Source organism: Nocardia brasiliensis, from assembly GCF_011801125.1.
Lineage (GTDB): Bacteria > Actinomycetota > Actinomycetes > Mycobacteriales > Mycobacteriaceae > Nocardia > Nocardia brasiliensis_C.
Window position 1 is genome coordinate 4,542,862 of record NZ_CP046171.1, and the last position, 19,306, is coordinate 4,562,167.

Consider the following 19,306-nt stretch of genomic DNA (forward strand, 5'->3'; position numbering starts at 1 on the left):
GACCCGACCAACCTCACCTGAGGCTGCTCACCAGGGACATCCCCCGTTTGCGGGGTTCTCGCGCCGGGGAATTTCCCGTGCCGCGAACAGTTACCCCTCATATGAGGGATGGTGGCGCGGGTGCTCGACGCGGCAAGGTTGCGGGCATGAATGTGTCGTCGCTCGGGATGCGTCTGCTGCTGGCCGGAATCGAAGAGGCCGCCGACGCGCACGAGCTGTTCGCGCAAACCTCGGCGCGACTGCGCCGGATCGCGCCGTTCGACGCGGCAGTGTGGGTGGCGACCGATCCGATCAACGGGCTCACCACCGCACCGGTGCGCGTGGAGAACCTGCACGAGGGCGGATGCGGAACCTATTGGGAGTCAGAGCTTTTCTCCGAACACGTCAACCTGTTCCGCGAACTGGCGCAGGCGCCGGTCCCGGTCGCCGGTCTGCGCGCGGCGACCGGCGACGAACCGGGCATGAGCCCGCTGTATCGAAACTTCATGTGTCCGCGCGGGTTCGACGATGAGCTGCGGGCGGTGCTGCGGGTCGACGGGCAGCCGTGGGGACAACTGAGCCTGTTCCGCGAGCGCGGTCGAAAACCATTCCAGGACAAAGACGTAGCACTGGTGAGCAGTCTGTCCTCCCCGATGGCACGGCGACTGCGCAGTTTTGCCCAACCGCTCGCCGCCACCGCAACAGGCAGCGGGGGCGAAGCACCGGGCATGCTGCTGTTCGACCAGCAAGGCGGTCTCGTCTCGATCAACGACGAAGCACAGCACCTGCTCTCCGAGATGCCGCCGGGCCCCGCGACCACCACCCCGAACGGCATCGAAATACCGCTACCCGTCTGGATTCTCAGCACCGCGGGGCGCGCCCGCAGCACCGGCGAGAACTCCCGCATCCGCATCCGCACCACCACCGGACGCTGGCTGGTCTGCCACGCCTCCTGCCTCCGCGACCTCACCGGCGCACCGGGCATGACCGCACTCGTGATCGAACCCGCCACCCCCGCCGAGGTAGCGTCACTGGTGGTAGCCGCCTACGAACTGACCCGCCGCGAACTAGACGTCACCGAACTCATCGCCCGCGGCCGATCGACCAGCGAAATCGCCGCCACCCTGTTCCTGTCCACCCACACCGTGCGCGACCACGTGAAAGCGATCTTCGACAAGGTCGGCGTCACCAGCCGCGGCGAACTGATCGCCAAGTTGTTCACCGACCACTACGAGCCGCTGGCGGGCGCTCAGACGGTGCGGGTGTTCGACGGGGAAAAGCTTGCTTAGATCCGGTGGCCCCACCTCGATATTGCCGTTCAGAACAGACAAGAGCCGGTCAGTCCTGAATCACCCCTACCCAGACGAAGTGTCGGGCTCGGGTCAGCGCCACCATGGTCTGGCGGGCGGCGAGTCGGCACGGTCGCGGGCGCCGCCAATGAGTTCGTTGAGCGGAGCGCCCGGCTTCTCGGTAATGTGGAAGTCGGCAGCGAAGTCCATTCCCTTGGCTCGGTGGACCGTGCCGACCTTGATGGCCTCGTGCTGGGTGCCGCCATAACCGTCGAGTGACAGTACCGCCAGACCGGCACGTTCGAGAGCGTGCTGGTAACGGCCGGGTCTCGCCGACTGCCCACGATCACGGCGGTATCGGAAGCGGCGTAGCCGAATTCGTCGAGCGCGCGGACGAGCTCGTCGACCGCCTTGGCGCGCCGCACCGCCTTCTCGACCGCTCGACCGCCCGGAAGTACGGTCTCGCTGTCACGGAGGACGAATCCGGGACCGCCATCGAGGTCGTCGACGGTGTTGGCGGCCTCGATACGTTGCGCCGAACGCAGGACGGCTTCGCGATTTCGGTAGTTCTTCCGCAGAACTCGCCCTCGCCCACCGGGCAGTGGAATACCGGCGTCGGACAGCTTCCAGCCGCCGGCGTACACCTGCTGCTGGCCATCACCGACGAGTAGGAGCTGAGCATTCTGCCCGCCGCCGGCGATCTGGTGGACCAGCATCAGCTGCATGAGGGCAAGTCGCTGAAAGGCTGACTCATGGTATTTGGATAGCGTTTTCACGAAGCTGGTGAACATCACCCGGCCGAGGCTCTCCTTGAGGAATCTCGCCATTCGGTGCAGGGCCACCACCGTCTTCCCCGTGCCTGCCGGTCCGCTGAACCGGGCCGGTCCCGTGAAATTGATGTTCACCAAACCGATCTGATCCGGATCCAGGAAAGTCATCCAATCCTTGAAGGGTCGGCCCAGCACCTTGCCGCGCTCATCCTGCCGCAGTTCAGTAGCGCCGAAAAGGGATTCGGCGACAATGGATTCCGCGACCGGCGCTTCGTCACCGTTGAGCCACTCGAAGCGGGTGTTCCGGCTCGCGACGGTCGCGGCCAGATCACGAATCAACGTGCGTGGCACCATGTTATCGCCGCCGAGCAGCGTCTTCCGGAACGTGGACTCGTCCGCGGAGACGAACTGGACGTGCGCCTCGGCAGCCACCGATCTCGGCGAAAGATCAGGGTTAACCGCCTGTAGCCCGAGCTGAATTATCCCGCCCAAGAGTTGCTGATACGCGAAACCGAGCCCTATTCTCCTTGGCGAAGATATGTTCACGGTCCGATGACGTTCGATAGTTACAGGAGATACGTTGTATCGCCCGCCGGGGATACCGGCAGTATGCGAATGATTCGCCGTAATCGAATCTTCGGTACTCAGTCGGGATATTAACGCAGACCGGACGAAACGCTTGCAACACCAGCGATTCGTTCAGTGAATGAACAAAGAAGGATCCCTTCGCAACAGTCCTGACTGGTTCGCATGCTCGGAAAAATGTGCGGTCGCCAGGGCGAAACGGCTCGTTTAGGAGAGTGGATGCACCACGACAGTGTGGCCGTTGAGGCGGGAAACGCGTTCGCGGTCGACCAGGTTTCGAAGCTGTTCTTCTGCGGCGAAAGGCCGCTGTGGGCGCTGCGGGCGGTGTCGCTGAGCATAGAAAGGGGCACTGTCACCGCCGTCGTCGGTCCTTCCGGCTGTGGTAAGTCGACGTTGCTTCGGATCTTCGGCGGTCTGGACAGGCCGAGTTCGGGGACGGTGGTCCGGCAAGGCGACGAGAGCGATCGACCTGCCACTGCGTTCGTGTTCCAGACCTCGGGGGTGCTCCCCTGGCTCACCGTACTCGAGAACGTACTATTCGGGCTGTCCACGAGGTATGGCAGGAACGAACGTCTAGATATAGCCCGGGAATGGATCGCACGCACTGCGTTGTCCGGCTTCGAGGACGCCTATCCATATCAGTTGTCGGGTGGAATGCGACAACGTGTGGGAATCGCACGCGCATTCGCGACGGGGTCGCCGTGCCTATTGATGGACGAACCATTGGGGGCGCTAGACGCGCAAACCCGTCAGTTGATGCAGGAAGAGCTGCTGACGTTATGCGAGGCGGAGAATAAGACGGTTGTTCTGGTAACCCATGCGCTGGAGGAGGCACTGCTGCTCGGCGATCGTGTGGTGCTGATGTCGGCACGACCCGGTCGGGTGTGCGCAGAGATCGACGTACCGTTCGGACGGCCCCGTTGCCCGGATGTGCAGCGCACGAAGGAGTTCGCAGAGCTTAAGGGGCAGCTATGGGACCTCCTGCGCCGCGAGGTCGACGCGAAGCCTGCACGGTCATGAGCTGGACCGCGGAATCTGACGGTTCGGCGCAGGTGGTAATACTCGCCGAGGCGCGCCGTCGGCGCCGGCTTCGCCGCCGCGAGATCACGTTGGCTTTTCTGACTCCAGCGCTCGCCCTGACCGCCTGGCAGTTGGCCGCGCGTGCCGACCTGATTGACGCTGTGATCTTTCCGCCACCGAGTCGTATCCTCGCCCGGGCGACCGACATGATCGCCTCTGGCGAGTTGCTGGGTGATCTGTCCGCAACCGTGATCCGGTTGCTCAGCGGCTACGTCCCGGCTGCCGTGGCCGGCACCCTGGTCGGGTTGGGAATGGGGGCCTGGCGTCTGTTGGGTGCCGCGCTCACGCCGTTGTTCACCGCACTGTATGCCTTGCCCAAGATCGCCGTATTACCGTTGCTGCTGCTGGTATTCGGGTTAGGGAATACTCCGAAAATTCTTGCGGTGGCGATCACGGTCTTCTTCGTCACCCAGATCAATGCGCAGGCAGCCATGCGAGAGGTCGACACTGGCGCGCTGGAGTTGGCCGAGTGCTACCGGGTGCGGGGGTGGCGGCGTTTTCGGCTGGTTGTCATGCCCGCGTGCCTGCCCCAGATCTGCACTGGACTTCGGGTCGCCGTTGGGCTCGGCGTGGTTGTCGCGATCGCTGTCGAGTTCGTCGCCTCTGACGGAGGAGTTGGCTACCTGATTTGGAACAGCTGGCAGCTGTTCCAGCCGGAACGAATGTATGTGGGGTTGCTGACCGCTGCGGTGCTTGGCGCAACGCTGACCGGAATCGTCTCGGTGGGCGGGTGGCTGGCGATGCCGTGGCGGCGTGCGTCCACCGCCAGGTCAGTGGAAACAGATCCGATCGAGAGTAAGGAAACACCGCTATGAGAGAACAACTACGTCGCGCTCTCTACGTTGTTGTCGTATCCATTTTCGGCGTATCCCTCATTCTCACCGCGTGCGGAGGCCGAAGCACAGTTACGGGAGGTAACAGGGTCACCGTCGCCGTTGTACCGGCGACTATTTTCGCTCCATTATATGTGGCGCGAGCAAAGGGCTACTTCGAAGCCGAAGGCATCACCGTCGACTTGCAGAAAGTGAAGACCGGTCAGGACGCGGTCGGGCCAGCCGCGAGCGGCAAGGTGGACGTCGTCGTGGCCGGGTTCTCAGCCGGCATGTTCAGTGCGATCGCAAGCGGCCTCGACCTGAAGGTCGTCGGCTCCATGGGCATAGCCCCCGGCGACGCGACGGCTTCCCCAAGCGCGCTGGAAGCGTCTACGAGGCTGCGCGATGTGGTGACCACGCCCGCCGATCTTCGAGGGAGAAAAGTCGCGATCGCGGGCGGGCCGGGGTCCGCGGGTGGATTCCATCTCGCAACAATGTTGCAGTCGTCCGGATTATCGTTGAACGATGTCCAGATTGTGAACCTGGGCATCCCGGATATGCAGGCTGCGCTGGCCAGTGGCAGCGTCGATGCTGCACTCGTAGCCGCCCCGTTTACCACACGAATGGAGAACGAGGATGTGGCCAACCCGCTTGCGGTTCCGCCGAAGGGCTCATCGGCCAGCGGCGTGATCTACAGCGGCGCGTTCGCCCATCGTTCTGCGTCTCAGCGATTCTTCAACGCGCTGGTTCGCGCCAGCCGGGACCTCCAAGATGATGGGGCTCAGTCTGAAGAGGTTTTACAGATTCTCGCCGAGGCGACAGGTCAGGACATCGCTGTACTTCGAGCCACTCCCCCCTACAGCTGGCTGCCCGACCTCGCTCCACTACTCGACCAACTCGACAGACAGCAGCAGGTGTATCGGTCGGCCGGACTCATGCACATTGACACACCGCTGAGCCCGGAAGCCTTGGTGGATTTCTCGTTTGCTCGGGAAGCAGCCAGAAGATGACGTTCAACGGCGACGTGACCACGCCCGAACCACCCGCACGCGTAGATCGCATACCAGCCGAGCATGAAGTCGGACCTCCGATCTAGCCGAAACAGGTCGATCCCCCAACGCTGACAGTGATGTTCCAGCCCTGCACCGATGTATCGCTGTCAAGGAGCCCGCGTTGGAGTACACATTCGCGATCTCGAGTCGTGCGCGGCCGACGAGACGGGCTGTTCGTGATTGCGCGCCGAGCTAGGCGGAAGGACAGACACGATGGACGTCAGCACCTCGCGGACCGATTCCGGGGAAGTAGCCGAATCATCTGAACCAGAACAGTTTCTGCGATCCGATGGTCGCGTGGAGCTGGCCGATTGGGCGGTTCTCGATGATCCAGCGGTCGTCAACGACGACCTACGTCCAGTCCCACTCGCACGACGACGCTGGACCACCTACGACTTCATGGCGTTGTGGGTAGGTATGGCTCACAATGTTGCGTCTTGGACGCTGGCCTCCGGCTTGATCGCAGTCGGCATGAACTGGGTGCAGGCGGTTGGGACCATCGCATTCGCCAATATTCTTGTCTTAGTGCCTATGCTGCTTACTGGGCATGCCGGAACGAAGTACGGGATCCCATTCCCGGTTTTTGCGCGGGCGAGTTTCGGGGTGCGCGGGGCTAACCTGCCTGCGTTGGTTCGCGCGGCGGTGGCGTGCGCCTGGTTCGGCATCCAGTCCTGGATCGGCGGCGAGGCGATCTTTGTACTTACTGGGAAGCTCTTCGGCGACAGCTGGTTACACGCTGGTCTATTCGGCGGATACCCGTGGACGCAGTGGATGTCTTTCGCGCTGTTCTGGGTGCTCGAGGTGGCCATCGTAATGCGCGGAATGGAGGCCCTACGGCGTTTCGAAAGTTGGGCGGCACCGCTGGTGGTCGTCGGTGCGGCGGTGTTGCTGATATGGATCGCGGTGCGGGCCGGCGGATTCGGTCCGCTGGTGCGTGAACCGTCTGAACTGGGGTGGGGCCGAGAGTTCTGGAAAGTGTTGTGTCCGTCGCTGATGGCTGTAGTGGGATCGTGGTCCACGTTGTCGCTCAATATGCCCGACTTCACGCGGTTCGGTGACAGCCAACGCGCTCAGATGCGCGGGCAGGCGTTGGGACTGCCGACCACCATGACGCTGTTCGCGGTTCTAGCAGTGTTGGTGACCTCCGGCACTCAGGTCGTATATGGCGAACCGATCTGGGATCCGGTTCAGGTATCGGCGAAGATGGACTCGGCTGTCGGCACCCTGTTTGCTTTGACGGTCGTGCTGATAGCAACACTGTCGGTGAATATCCCCGCTAATATCATCAGTTCGGCCTACGACCTCGCCAACCTGGCGCCGAAGGCCATCGGCTTCCGTACCGGAGCGCTCATAACCTCTATAGCCGGTGTGCTGATCATGCCATGGAAACTCATCGCCGATCCGCATACCTACATCTACACTTGGCTCCACGTTGTCGGCAGTCTGCTGGGTACGGTCGCGGGTGTCCTGATCGCTGACTACTGGCTCGTCCGCCGCACGCGCCTCGTCGTCGCCGACCTGTATCGCCGCCGCGGCCGCTATTGGTATGTGGGCGGCTGGAATTGGCGTGCCACACTGGCCTTTGCGCTCGGCGGCCTGCTCGCCATCGGCGGCTCCTATTCGACGATCATTGACGATGTCGCACAAGGCCCATTCCCCTCAGATGGGTTCATACCCGCCCTGCGGCCCCTCGCCGACTATGGCTGGGCCGTCGGTCTCGGCTCTGCCCTGCTGATCTATCTCCTTCTGGCCCGGCCGGGGCGTCGACATTCGGCTCCGGCCCGCCGCGCGAATGGGCGAGCGGGCAAATAAGCACTCCGGGGCCTGAATCCTGTTGGTCCGACCGACAACTGCACCGCTCCATGAGTCTGATAGCGCAAACCTCTTGCGGAGAGCATCGAACCGGTGCGGAGCGGGCCCGTCTGCGGCGAATAATGTAGTGGCCCTTGACAACTATGAACTAGTCCTGAGCAGAACATTGTCGAAGCATTCCTAACCGCATGGCTAGCGGCAGGCCAGAGTGCGTTCACTCCACGTCTTCTGACCGTTCTCCGATACTGCCTTTCAAGGTCCGTTTCGAATGTTCGGCCCGCAAACAACGCGCGAACAGCTTCCGTGGTGGGCAGGCGGATCGGCCCGGATGATGAGCTATGAGCCCGCGGATCACGCGGGTCGGCTGGTCGAGAGTCGGTTGATCGCGAAAGCGCATCTGACCGCTTACGCCAACCGCCGTAGCCTGGCGGTGACGCTGAGCGCGGGGCAAGCCGGGGATGCGCCGCTGCAGCCCGCGGTGCTCGACACGATCGTGGTGCGGTATGGGACCGCAGCCCCACCGCCGCAATCCCGATCGGGGTGTTGGGCAACATCGTGGGACGCACGCTCAACAGGGTCACGCATCGGCGTGGTGGCGCGACCCGCTACGACGAGCCCGAGCTCGCCCTATCGAGCCGGCTTCGCGATGGCACTTATCGTCGAATGACCGAGGTCGTTGGGAGACATGATCGAGTCGCCGGGCGTGCCGCTCGGGCCCTCGGCGGCGTCATCGTGAGTTGAATTATGAATTACTATTGCATCCACCCTTTGAAGTGGATCTCCGCAGGTCCGAGAGGTACAGCACCGGACAGATTTATTTTTGCATCAATTCCGAACAATGGACAACGCCATAAGACACGCTCACTTCGGTGCATGAACCGTAAAGAAGTTGAAATACGTAGCATCGAGGCCCGAACACATAGTGATATACATCACCGGAGCTGAGGGTGATATACATTGACACGATCTCTGCCTCTGCATAGCATCAGCGCATCTTGAGTAAACATCCGCGGGCTGCAATATAAATTTGCGAGTGCGCATGAAGAAATAGGGAACCACTGGTGCTCGATCTCGCGTCACTTACCTCGAATCCGATCACACTCAGGCAGATGGAATACTTTGTGTGGTCAGTGCGGCTGGGCTCCAAGACTCTTGCTGCGAAAAAGTTCGGCGTCACCCCGTCGGCCATGTCACAGCAGATAGGCTCCCTCGAGTCGGTACTGGACAGGAAGCTATACGATCGAGCGTCGGGCCGAACCGCTTTGACCAGATTCGGAAGCATATTCTTTCAGCATGCTTCCAGGGTTATCGACACTTTCTACGAAACGCTATCGATATGCCGGACATTCCACGATGATTTAGTAACCGTTGGAACCACAGCCACCTTGGCTACGCAGCTTATCCCTCCAATAGTTTACCGGATGCACCGAGAGCGGCAGATCAAAAGAGTCTCGGTCGAGTCCTATCCCGATATCCGATCACTTTGCGCTGCACTCGATCGCGGTGCGGTGGATCTCGCCGTCGGACCGCTGGAGTCGCCGCCCACTGGCAGAAATGTCCGCACAATTGGCGAAGAGGAGCTTGTTATCGCCTGCCATCGAAACCGGGCGGCAAGCCTGGAGGGGTCGTGGCCAGAGCTTGCGCGAGAGGCATGGGTGGGATATCGCGCCGAATCGGATATCGACAAGATAATAAGAAGGGAGTCCGGGCGCGCAGGGGTGGCGGTACGATACGTCGCTACGGGGGGAGATGTCCCTACGGCCCTGAGTTTAGTGGCACACGGGATCGGGGTAACGCTGGTACCGAAGATGGCGCTCCGGGGTGCTTGGCCGATGATTTCAGCTGTCGAATTGGAAATCCCAATTCGCCGGACGATATCGATACAGGCACGAGATGAATCACCGCTGGTGGACAGGTTCCTAGAAATTGCCGGAAATGGGAATCTCGCTCGTAAACTCGTCGCGATCGGGCTACTGAAGGACTCCTGCGCCTATCCCGACCGCTCGACGTCGGTAGCACGATAATACCGTTCGTCACTATGGGTAATGAAGGCGGAAAACATGGCTGAGGATTGGTTCGCTGTCCAGCGACTGCGTGACGGAATCTACCTGATTGCCGAACCTGTGCACGTCAACAGCTACCTGATAGTCGGGTCACGTCGTGCGGTCCTGTTCGATAGCGGGCTAGGCGTGGCCAGCATACGGCGATGCATCGAGACAATCACCGATCTTCCAGTGCTCGTTGTCAACAGCCATCATCATTTCGACCATGTAGGAGGCAATCGAGAATTTTCGGAGTTGGCCTTCCACTTCTCCGGTACCGAGCTGCATCGAACCGGACCGCCAGAGCATTGGCTGTCGCAGTACCTCATCGCTGTCGATGTCGTTCAAGCGCAGTATAAGAAGTTTGCGGAGATCGATAGGGCCTGGTTCAATATTCTCGCCCCGGAGATGCGCATGCGTCAATTTCCTGAATATTTCGACCCGATGCACTGGGAGATAGCGTACGTGGAGCCTACACATCTTCTTCGGGACGGCGAAGAAATCGACCTTGGCGACCGGATATTACGGGTGGTCTATACACCGGGCCATTCAGTGGATTCGATCTGCCTGATAGACGAGAGTAATAGAATTCTTTTCTCGGGCGACACAATCGGCACCGGATCCATGTATGCCCATCTGGACACGGCCGACATCGAGACGTATGCGCTCACGACAGCGATGCTGGCGACGGATATCTCCCCATGCGTAGACGAGATTCTATGCGCCCATGGGGCACGATATCGCGCCTACCCGGAAATCTTGGGGCGTGCTGCCGCAGCTTTCGAGAGATTACTGACCGGTGCGGTATCTCTCGAGGATCGGTTCGACTGCTTCCTCGACCCGGTGCGGGCGGCAAACTTCGAAGAATTCAGTATCTTCTTGCCACCGTCGTTCAGCTCGTTTGACTGCGCGGCTCGCCGTGAAGCCGGCCGCGTACATGGCGGCCCGTAGGCCTCGCATCTCGCATTACCCGCATTGCGTGAGAGCGCCTCTGCACTTTCTTTGACCATCTTCGTCAAGCACGAGTAGCGGGTGACGGAGGCTGCCGAGATGTGGTGAAACGATATGAAGAATAGCAATCGATTATTTCTATCATGGTGGCGCGACCGGTTGAACTATTCCCGGCTGACGCACACGACTGACGTTCATCTGGTGCAGGGTTGGCTGAAGGCCGCAATCGGAGCGGTAGGAATCGTGGCGTTGTCGGCAACCGGGTTCGCCTTGATCGTCGCGACAGGTCGAGGCGCCCCGGCAGGCATTGCTCAGATCTGCATTCTCGCTGGCCCGTCGGGACTTTGGGTGTTGCGCTGGTGGCTACTGCCATGGCCGAGTGAAATCGAGTCCCTTGCGTGGGTCGTCCTCATGGATGTCGCTATCGGGGTCCACAACGTGATGGTTCAAGACGCCGAGCTCGGTGCGACGGGGAATGCTTTCCTGGTGGCGACGGGAGGATACATCGCAGTTTTTCACGGTCCACGGGTTTTGTTCGCACATGCAGGCTGGTCCCTGCTGTCGATCGGCGCGTTGTCGATGCTTGTGGCATTCCGTGGAGATTTCCGATCCAGAGACGCCGGAGCGGTTCTCGCGATCGGATCGGCCTCTCTGGCAGTGGTTTGCTTTGTGCTGCCGATAGTGCAGTTCTGTTGCTGGCTTTTCTGGCACCAGGCGCTTATGGATCCGCTGACCGGACTTACGAACCGACGCGGCCTGGATTTTCACCTGATCAGGTATCTGGGCAGCGAGCGAGGCTGGCCTCGGTGGTTGGTGCCCTGCCGTCAGCGCCGCCAACAGATCTATTTCGCCACTGTGGATATAGACAGATTCAAAGCTGTGAACGACGCTTACGGACATCCCGTGGGCGACGAAGTGCTGATTCAAGCCGCCAGGCGACTTCGGGCGGCGGTAGACTCCGACGCGTTGGTAGCGCGCACCGGCGGCGACGAATTCGTGATCATCGGCTACGTCGGCGACAACGGAGATTCGTTGGGAGAGCGCCTACGCACGGCCATCGAGAACACGGACGACCTGCCCGTTGCAGTCACAGCCAGTATCGGAGTCGCGTTTTGCGACGGCGGGCCGACGGGCGCGCAAGGTGATGCTGCGAGCTGCCGCCGACGCTTGCGCGTATCCGACGAGGCGATGTATGCGGCGAAACGTCTCGGAGGCAACAGGGCAATCGTCGTTGCGTAGTCTCCGGCGGTGCCGGCGCGATCACGTCTTCGGCGGCATCGGTGAGAAATGCCTCGGCAATCGTTCGTCGCGGCGAGCCATGTCGAAGCGAGTTGGCCTGCGGGATCTTGGAAGCGTTACTGCTCAATAGCGGCTGTCGCGGTTATCGATCTCCTTGCCGACCCGCTCGAAGGCGTCACCAATGACCTGCAGTTGTTCAGGGGTGAGCAGGTCGATGAAGTCGCGACGGACGGCATTGACATGGTCACGCGCCGCTTCGCGGAGGCGGCGCATGCCCTCCTCAGTGAGATGGGCACGCACGCCGCGGCCGTCTTCCTCACAGCTGGTCCGGCGCACCATATGCAGCTTCTCCATACGCCGAATCTGATGTGTCAGACGACTTCTCGACGAGAGCACACCGTCGGCGAGATCACTCATCCGCATCGAACGGTCAGGAGCCTCTGACAGCCAGACGAGAATTCGGTAGTCCGCGAGAGTGAGGTTACTGTCACGCACCAGGCGCCGATTCAGTTCTCCCATGAGACGCTGATGTCCATCCATAAAGGCGCGCCAAGCACGCTGTTCAACCGGGCTGAGCCACCGCGGCTCCGGAGCTGCGCAACCGCCGTGTTCGAAAGCCATGCCCTGAACAATATTACCAAATGGCAGCATCCAGGGGCGCTTTACCAGATGTTCACAACCTGGGATAGGCGCGATTGCGATCGCTGTCGGAGCCGCAATCCACCGACGGGCTCTTACGGGCCCGTCCCTCACCAACCCGCACAGTTACGGCCCCCTGGCATCGGGTCCGGACAATTACCCCGACCAGAGTTAGACTCGGCCGCTGTGACGACGCCCGGCTTTCCGCCGAATACGCTTGATGCTGAAGGAGTGCCGCTGTGGATCAGCGGGCTGGCGAATGAGGATCCCAATCATTGTGTCCATGTGGTGAAGGGGCTCGGGCCTGCCGACGCCCTGCGGACCCTGGGAGCCGAGCCGCGGCTGGTGCGGCCGTGCACGCTGCCCGAACGCAGGTCCGATGCGCGGATGTCGCTTCCGGCGGCCGCGCTCGGCGCCGAGCGCGGTGACGACGCGACGCTGCTGGCCGGACAGTTCGGTGAATGGACCTTCGTCTACGACGATTTCGGGGCCACCGAAGACCCGGCGGGCTTGTCTGCCGCCGGGCGGGTTGCCGCGACGAGCTATTTCTCTATCAACGCCGACGCGAGCCTGACCTACTGTGCCGACGGGGAGCAACTCAGCTGGATCAACGTCGACGATCTCGAACTGGACACGGACCTGGCCGAACTTCCCGACGAATTGCGCGCGGCCTTCGAAGCTGCTGGTATCGTCCATTTCGATTACCTTGAGCCCGGCGCGGCCGATTTCGCCGTCTGCATGCGCGCGGTCAGCGCGCTGGCCGGCATGCGCTGCACCCTGGACGAGCTGCGCCGAATCCCCTTGTTGGTCACGTCGTTCGGATGATCTCAACCTCTCGATCGACCGAGAGATTCAGGATGTCGATGAGCATCTGCGACCTTGCCGCGGGCACAGCGAGGCGAAGAGAGGTTCGGGCTAGGATCTGGATCCAGAAGGGGCGTCAAGAATGAGTGAGTCAATTCGAACAGACGATTTCCTGGAAATATTGAGGGAGATGCTGGATCGGAAGGCGGAGGTTCGCGCCAGGGCGTGTGATGGCGTGACCGACTTGATCCGTGGATATTCTGATCGCCAGGCGGAAGTGTTGGTCACCGTTTTGCTGTGGCTGGCCTGTCACGAGTCGGATGAAATTGCGCTCGAAGCCGAGCTGAATGCTGCTGCGGAGCTCGCCGCGAACAGGGACGTCGACCCGAAGGCACTGCAGGAAGTGCGGATGCTGGATCCGGGCAAGCTCACCCTTGCCACGAGCGAGCACTACACCGATCTTGTTTCTTTGATCGAGTCTCCGTAGCGGAGCAAAGGCCAGGCGCCCTCGCTCAGCATCATCAGCTCCGCGCTGGTCAAGGGCGGCTCGAGCAGCACAGCCCCGGCAGCACCACCTCCCGGGAAGATAGTTTGCCTGGCGAACGTTATTGTCGGTTGTGTTCACTGCGATGACCTCTCCCCTGTCTTGGCCGGTTCGATGCTGATCGGGTTGGTGGCGGCGTTGCTGGCTTGCCTTGGGTATGGGGTGGCCTCGGTGTTGCAGGCTTATGCGGCGCGGCGGTCGGCGGCGGAGGCGGCGGCACGTGGGGTGGGTGGACAGGTCACGGAGACGGGGGCGCCTACGGTGGCTTCGACGGTGGCGGCGGTGTTGACGGTGACGTTCATTCTGGGGAGCGCGCTCGATGTGGTGGGGTTCGCGGGTAACGCGGTGTCGGCGCGGCTGATTCCGTTGTTTCTGTCGCAGACGATCATGAGCGCGAATCTGATCGTGACGGCGGTGCTGGGCATTTTCGTGCTGGGTATCCGGTTGCGGCCGCGGGATTGGGTGGCGATCGGGGCGGTGATTCTCGCGCTGGCCGCGCTCGGCGCCGCGGCGGGGCGCGAGGGTGGTGGCAGTGATGATCCGGTGCTGCACTGGAGTGTGCTGATCGTGTCGGTGTTGTTGTTCGCGGCCAGTCAACTGGTGGTGCGGCGGTTGGGGTCGCGTGGCGCGGTGGCGGCGGGGCTGGCGGCCGGAATGTTGTTCGGGGCGTTGGCGATCGCGGTTCGGATCGTGCACGGGATCGACGGGCTGGATGTGGCCGCGCTGCTCGCCGACCCGGCGGCCTGGACGATCGCGATCGCGGGGATCGGCGGGTTCTATCTGCATACTGTCGCGCTGCAGCTCGGTTCGGTGAACGGTGCGACCGCGGCGCTGGTGGTCGGCGAGACGGTGGTGCCGGGGATCGTTGGCGTGCTGATGCTCGGCGACACGTCGCGGCCCGGGTTGGAATGGCTTGCGGTACTGGGCTTCTTCCTCGCGATCGGGGGCGCGGTGGCGGTGGCGGTGTTCGGCAATCTGTCGCAACAGGCTGCCGAACCCGAACCCGAACCCGACCCCGAGCCGATGCCCGTCAGGAGTCGATAGTCACCGACCCGTCGTGGACGCGTCAAAAGCCGGTGCGGCAGGACGTATTCCGCTCACCTGAACCGGGAACGTCCGCGGGCGTCGCTGCTTCGGTTCGGGCTTGCGCAGAATGTTGATCGGCCACCAGAACCAGCGCCCGGTGAGTGCGGCGATGCTGGGGACGACGAACGAGCGCACGATCAGGGTGTCGAGGAACAGCCCGATGCCGACGGTGGTGCCGATCTGGGCGATGTTGTGCGCGTAGCTCACCAGCATCGCGAACATGGTCACGCCGAAGACGAGGCCCGCGGTGGTGACCACCCCGCCGGTGTTGACCATCGAGCGGATGATCCCGGTGTTGATGCCCGCCCGCAGCTCTTCCTTGAATCTGCTGACCAGCAACATGTTGTAGTCCGCGCCCACGGCTACCAAGAACGTGAACGAGACCGGAGCCACCGACCAGTGCAGCGGGTTGCCGACGAGGTGCTGCCAGATGAACACGGTCAAGCCCAGGGCGGACAGGTACGACAGGGCGACGGTGCCGATCACCGCGATGGCGGCGACCAGGCTGCGCAGCAGGATCAGCACGACGCAGAAGACGAAGGCGAACGCGGCGACCACGCTGGTGACGAAGTCCTCGTGCACGAAGGCCTCGATGTTGAGCAGCGTGCCGCCCGGCCCGCCGATGCTCACGGTGCTGCCCGCCAGCGAGGTGCCCTTCATCGCCTGCAGTGCCGTGGGAATGATCTGGGCGCTCAGGTCCATCGCCTCGCGGCTGAAGCCCTCCATCTGCGGCGTGACGATCATGCGGGTCACCTTGCCGTCGGCGGAGAAGAAGTACGGCAGCGCGCTTTTGAACAACGGACTGTCGAAGGCCTGGCTCGGCAGGAAGAAGAACTCGCTGGGATCGGCTGCGGTGAAACTGCTTGCGACCTCGTCGAGGAACCGGGTGATATCGGAGATCTGCGGGAGCAGGATGTCGAGGGTGCCCCGCAGCGGCGCCACCACGGATTGGACCTGCGCGATGAAGCCTTTGAGGCTGTCCACCTGGGTGGCGAGTTGCGGAAGTGCTTGCGCGGCGGTGTGCATGCCGTCGACGAGCCCGCTGACGGCGCCGTCGAGCTGGGCGGTGTCGTCGAACAGTGAGAAGCCGGTCTGTGCGGCTCGGCACGCTTGACTGTCTTGGCAATTCGGGATCGAGTTCACGAACTCCCGTGCCGGGCCCGCGGTGTCACGCAGGCTGTTGAGCTTCTCGACCACGCCGGTGACCGCGTTCTGCATGGCGGTGGCGCTGCTGTTCACCTGGTCGAATCCCTGTTGCCCGGTGGCGAGGGCGGTTTCGAGCCCCTTGATGGTGAGATTCAACTGGTCGATACGTCCGGCCAGGCCGGTCAGGTCATCGAGACGCGGGGTGAGCATGTCTTTCATCTGGGTGAACCGGCTGCTGATGTAGCCGGCCTGGCCGGTGAGCGTGCCGAGTTCCAGCGGCGTGGTCAACGGTCGCGTAATCCCCTGCACCGCACTGACTCCCGGCACCTTCACCACCGCGTTGGTCAGCTTCGCGAGTGCCACCAGATCGGCGGGATTGCGCAGATCGTGGTCGGACTGCACCAGCAGGATGCTGGGGGCCATGATGTTCGGCGGCAGGTGCCGATCCGCGGCCGCGATCCCGAGGTTCGCGGGCGAGTCGCTCGGCTGGGCGATCCGCTCGTTGAAGCTCGGGCTGAAGGTCGGCAGCACGAGGATGGCGAGCACGAGCACGGCCAGGCTGGCGACCAGCACCGGGCCCGGCCAGCGGACGACGGCGGTCGCGATCCGGCGCCAGCGGCGCTGCGAGGACTGCGCGCGCGGTTCGAGGAAACCGAGCCTGCTGCCCAGCGCGAGCAGCGCGGGCCCCAGGGTCAACGCGGCGGCGAGGGTGACCACCACCGCGATGGTGCACGGCAAGCCGGAGGTGCTGAAGATCGCCAACCGGGTGAACGACATGCACGCGGTCGCACCGGCGACGGTCAGCCCGGACGCGATGATGATGTGCAGAACCCCGTGCAGCGCGGTGTAATACGCCGTTTCCGGATCCTCACCCGCACGCCGGGCCTCTTGGTATCGCCCGAGCAGGAAGATGCCGTAGTTGGTACCCGCGCCGAGCACGATCACCGCGAGCAGCGCCGAGGCGAAGATCGAAACGCCGATCACCTCGTGTTCGCCGAGATACGCGACCACGGGCCGGGCCACCGCCAAGCCCATGCCGACGGTCAGCAGCGGCATGGCGACGGTGATCGGCGAACGGTAGACGCACAGCATCACGCCACCGACCAGCAGGGCACACATGATGATCAGCAGCAGAATCGAATCGTTGATCGAGACGAGTTCGTCGTTCACCACCGCCGACGGACCGGTCAGGTGGACCGTGACCCCCGCGGGCGGCGGAGTGTCGGCGATGATGTTCCTGGCCGCCTCGGTGGATTCCATGGCCAGCGCGGTGCCCATGTTTCCGGCCAGGTTGAGCAGCACGTAGGCGGCCTTGCCGTCCGAACTCTCGCTGGCGGGTGCGAAGTCGGGGTCCGACCACAGATCCATGGCGGAGTTGACGTGCTTCTTGTCCTGCGTCAACCGATCCAGCAGCGTCAGGTAGTACCGGTGGGCCTCGCCGTCGAGCGGCGCGTCCCCCTCGAGCAGAACGTAGACGAAATTGTTCGTGCCCGCTCCGCCGAACGAGTCGCCCATCTTGACGATCGCCTGCACCGACGACGCCTCGTCCGGCAGGAAGGAGCGCGCGTGTCCGTTGACGACCGTCTCGAGCTGGGGGACAAAGAGATTCAGCCCGCCCGCGAGCAGCAGCCAGATCGCGATGATCGGCAGGGAGAACATGTAGAGCAGGCGCGCGTACAGCGGACGACCGGGCGTGCGGCGCAGCAGCGTGCGATCGAAAGGCACCGAGAACTCATGGCGCAGTTTGGGACGCAGCGCGCGCAGCCGGTCCCGCAGGGGCTCGCGCGGCTCGGTTTCGCGCCGCCGCGGCAACGTCCTCATGACACCGGCACCGTGCAGTTGACCGCGGCGAACGGGCCGTTGGCCGCCTGGGTGTCACGCGCCTGACCGTTGATCAAAATCCGGCACGAGAGCTGGTCGGAATCGGCTTGTGCGACAACGCCGGTCGGCAGGGCGATCTCGCGGGTGCGCAGCGAGGTGCGCCACGGGAGTTCCGCCGACACATCTTTGACCTTGCCCCGTTCGTCCAGATAGGACAGCCGCACGGGAGCGCCTGGCGGGCCGTCGATCTCGTAGTCGATGACCTTCTCTCGCAGCTGCCCGAGCACCGGCTGCGGGCTGGAATGCCCGATCGCCAAGTCCTCGATCTCGCTCAGCCGCAGCCGCGCGATGAAGATCGCCGTCAGGCCAAGAACCAGGAATACCACGCCGTACACCCAGGCACCCTTCATGACTTTCCCCGCTATCCGTTCGAGCCTCGAGCTTCTTCTCCGCTAATTCGCGGCACCTCTGCGCCGGTCGCGTCACCCAACCGCCGAGGTGACCGGATGCGACGGTCGCGGGTCGGCGGACGTTTACCGTGACGGACGGTAACAGAAAGCATCCGCGCTCGGCAATATGCCATACGACATATTCCTGGCACGCTTGCTACCACTGGTTTCAACCGTGCGTTCAGATCGCGCGACCACTCGACGCCGTCGGGCCCGACGAGCGCCGCGGTCGGCTCGATGCGCCTCCCCCGCGGCGGTCAGGACTCAGGCGCGGGCGGTGTGCGCACCGCGATTTCGCCGCCCAGCGTGTAACCACCGGAAAGCTGCAGGTTGTCTCCGCTCCAGAAGCGGCCCGGGTCATACCAATTGGGGCTGCGATGCGCAGGCAGCAATCCCATCGCCTGGTAGGTGGCGGCGACGATCTCCGCGCAGTACGCGCTCTCCAGCTCCCGGGCCGCGGACCTGCGCGATTTCCGCAGCGGCAGGCTCGCCCGGCCGCGCAACCAGCGGCCGGCGAGGCCGGCGGTCGAAGGGAACGGGGTGCCGTCGAGCCGGGCGATGGTGCGCAGCAGGCTGTCTTCCATCTCCCTGGTCGCGGGCTGATTCAACTGCCGCAACCAGGCCTGTTGCCCGTAGCGATGCGCCCACACCAGCACGGCGTCGCGCAGATTGTGCAACTGGACGCCGCGGTGGGCACCACCCGACCACATGTCCGGCAGCGAACGGCCGAGCTCGGCATGCCAGATCAGCGCGGGCAGATCATCGAGTACCACCGACATGCCGACATGGTTCACCGGACTGTTCGTCGTCAGCCGAATCGCCCGGTCAGCGGCCGAATGACCGCGGAACAGCCAGATGTCGCCCGTCCTGGTCAGCTCGAGTGCCCGATCCAGACTGATGCCCGTCCCCGTCATGGCCGTAGCCTATGCGCTATGCGGTGGTGGAAGGCAGTGGGATTGGCGGGTGCGGCCGGTGTGGTCGCCACCGGCGTGGTGATCGCGCGGGCCGAGCGACGTCGTCGCGCCTACACGCCCGAACAGGTCCGCGAACAGCTGCACGTGCGCTTCGCCCAGGCGACCGCGGCTCAGTCCGCCGCCGAAACCGCCGCCCCCGCAACCGAACCCGACACCGGTATACGCGCGCGCCTACGCCGCCTCTTCCGTCGCTGATCATCGCCAGGTGCCGTTGCGGCACAGCATGTTCCGT

At 63.2% G+C, this 19,306-nt stretch carries 17 protein-coding genes; 12 read left to right on the forward strand and 5 right to left on the reverse strand.

Annotated elements, in window-relative coordinates; translation table 11 throughout:
- Positions 1-146: 146 nt before the first annotated feature.
- The gene (locus F5X71_RS37490; protein ID WP_167463485.1) at positions 147-1,268 is read left to right on the forward strand and encodes a helix-turn-helix domain-containing protein; all 1,122 of its coding nucleotides are present in this window, start codon (positions 147-149) and stop codon (positions 1,266-1,268) included.
- 29 nt (positions 1,269-1,297) lie between these two features.
- Here the strand turns inward: F5X71_RS37490 and F5X71_RS20430 are convergent, their stop codons facing one another.
- On the reverse strand, positions 1,298-2,470 hold the full coding sequence (locus F5X71_RS20430; protein WP_167463486.1) for a hypothetical protein: 1,173 nt from the start codon (positions 2,468-2,470) through the stop codon (positions 1,298-1,300).
- A gap of 372 nt (positions 2,471-2,842) precedes the next feature.
- Between F5X71_RS20430 and F5X71_RS20435 the strand changes: the two genes are divergently transcribed.
- From F5X71_RS20435 to F5X71_RS20465, 7 genes are all read left to right on the forward strand, one after another.
- Positions 2,843-3,643 carry an ABC transporter ATP-binding protein gene (locus F5X71_RS20435; protein ID WP_167463487.1) on the forward strand — a complete coding sequence of 267 codons (801 nt, stop codon included), beginning with the start codon at positions 2,843-2,845 and terminating at the stop codon, positions 3,641-3,643.
- Complete coding sequence (locus tag F5X71_RS20440) at positions 3,640-4,518, forward strand: ABC transporter permease (RefSeq protein WP_167463488.1); 879 nt, start codon at positions 3,640-3,642, stop codon at positions 4,516-4,518. The genes F5X71_RS20435 and F5X71_RS20440 overlap by 4 nt, the downstream gene beginning before the upstream one ends.
- Positions 4,515-5,525, forward strand: coding sequence for an ABC transporter substrate-binding protein (locus tag F5X71_RS20445; RefSeq protein ID WP_167463489.1), 1,011 nt, complete (start codon positions 4,515-4,517; stop codon positions 5,523-5,525). Before F5X71_RS20440 ends, F5X71_RS20445 begins: the two co-directional genes overlap by 4 nt.
- Before the next feature lie 255 nt (positions 5,526-5,780).
- A complete protein-coding gene (locus F5X71_RS20450) occupies positions 5,781-7,379 on the forward strand; it encodes an NCS1 family nucleobase:cation symporter-1 (RefSeq protein WP_167463490.1) in 1,599 nt (532 codons plus the stop codon).
- 1,109 nt (positions 7,380-8,488) lie between these two features.
- Complete coding sequence (locus F5X71_RS20455; protein WP_167463491.1) at positions 8,489-9,403, forward strand: LysR family transcriptional regulator; 915 nt, start codon at positions 8,489-8,491, stop codon at positions 9,401-9,403.
- A gap of 36 nt (positions 9,404-9,439) precedes the next feature.
- Positions 9,440-10,372, forward strand: coding sequence for an MBL fold metallo-hydrolase (locus F5X71_RS20460; RefSeq protein ID WP_167463492.1), 933 nt, complete (start codon positions 9,440-9,442; stop codon positions 10,370-10,372).
- A gap of 114 nt (positions 10,373-10,486) precedes the next feature.
- Positions 10,487-11,611 carry a GGDEF domain-containing protein gene (locus F5X71_RS20465; RefSeq protein ID WP_167463493.1) on the forward strand — a complete coding sequence of 375 codons (1,125 nt, stop codon included), beginning with the start codon at positions 10,487-10,489 and terminating at the stop codon, positions 11,609-11,611.
- 123 nt (positions 11,612-11,734) lie between these two features.
- Here the strand turns inward: F5X71_RS20465 and F5X71_RS20470 are convergent, their stop codons facing one another.
- The gene (locus tag F5X71_RS20470) at positions 11,735-12,232 is read right to left on the reverse strand and encodes a MarR family winged helix-turn-helix transcriptional regulator (protein WP_238815359.1); all 498 of its coding nucleotides are present in this window, start codon (positions 12,230-12,232) and stop codon (positions 11,735-11,737) included.
- A 204-nt stretch (positions 12,233-12,436) separates the two neighbouring features.
- On the opposite strand from F5X71_RS20470, the gene F5X71_RS20475 reads away from it, so the two are divergent.
- The 3 genes from F5X71_RS20475 (at position 12,437) to F5X71_RS20485 (ending at position 14,642) form a co-directional block, all read left to right on the forward strand.
- Entirely contained in the window at positions 12,437-13,075 is a 639-nt protein-coding gene (locus F5X71_RS20475) for a DUF6461 domain-containing protein (RefSeq protein ID WP_167463494.1), read from the forward strand.
- A gap of 121 nt (positions 13,076-13,196) precedes the next feature.
- Positions 13,197-13,541 (forward strand): hypothetical protein, encoded by a 345-nt coding sequence (locus tag F5X71_RS20480; RefSeq protein WP_167463495.1) that lies wholly within the window; start codon positions 13,197-13,199, stop codon positions 13,539-13,541.
- 171 nt (positions 13,542-13,712) lie between these two features.
- Positions 13,713-14,642 carry a hypothetical protein gene (locus F5X71_RS20485; protein WP_167463496.1) on the forward strand — a complete coding sequence of 310 codons (930 nt, stop codon included), beginning with the start codon at positions 13,713-13,715 and terminating at the stop codon, positions 14,640-14,642.
- Here the strand turns inward: F5X71_RS20485 and F5X71_RS20490 are convergent, their stop codons facing one another.
- The 3 genes from F5X71_RS20490 to F5X71_RS20500 form a co-directional block, all read right to left on the reverse strand.
- Positions 14,643-17,651, reverse strand: coding sequence for an RND family transporter (locus F5X71_RS20490; RefSeq protein ID WP_167463497.1), 3,009 nt, complete (start codon positions 17,649-17,651; stop codon positions 14,643-14,645). It abuts the gene before it with no gap.
- Positions 17,648-18,061 carry an MmpS family transport accessory protein gene (locus F5X71_RS20495; RefSeq protein ID WP_167463498.1) on the reverse strand — a complete coding sequence of 138 codons (414 nt, stop codon included), beginning with the start codon at positions 18,059-18,061 and terminating at the stop codon, positions 17,648-17,650. The genes F5X71_RS20490 and F5X71_RS20495 overlap by 4 nt, the downstream gene beginning before the upstream one ends.
- Before the next feature lie 296 nt (positions 18,062-18,357).
- On the reverse strand, positions 18,358-19,014 hold the full coding sequence (locus tag F5X71_RS20500; protein ID WP_167463499.1) for a hypothetical protein: 657 nt from the start codon (positions 19,012-19,014) through the stop codon (positions 18,358-18,360).
- Positions 19,015-19,032: 18 nt separating this feature from the next.
- On the opposite strand from F5X71_RS20500, the gene F5X71_RS20505 reads away from it, so the two are divergent.
- Entirely contained in the window at positions 19,033-19,269 is a 237-nt protein-coding gene (locus F5X71_RS20505; protein ID WP_167463500.1) for a hypothetical protein, read from the forward strand.
- Positions 19,270-19,306 lie beyond the last annotated feature (37 nt).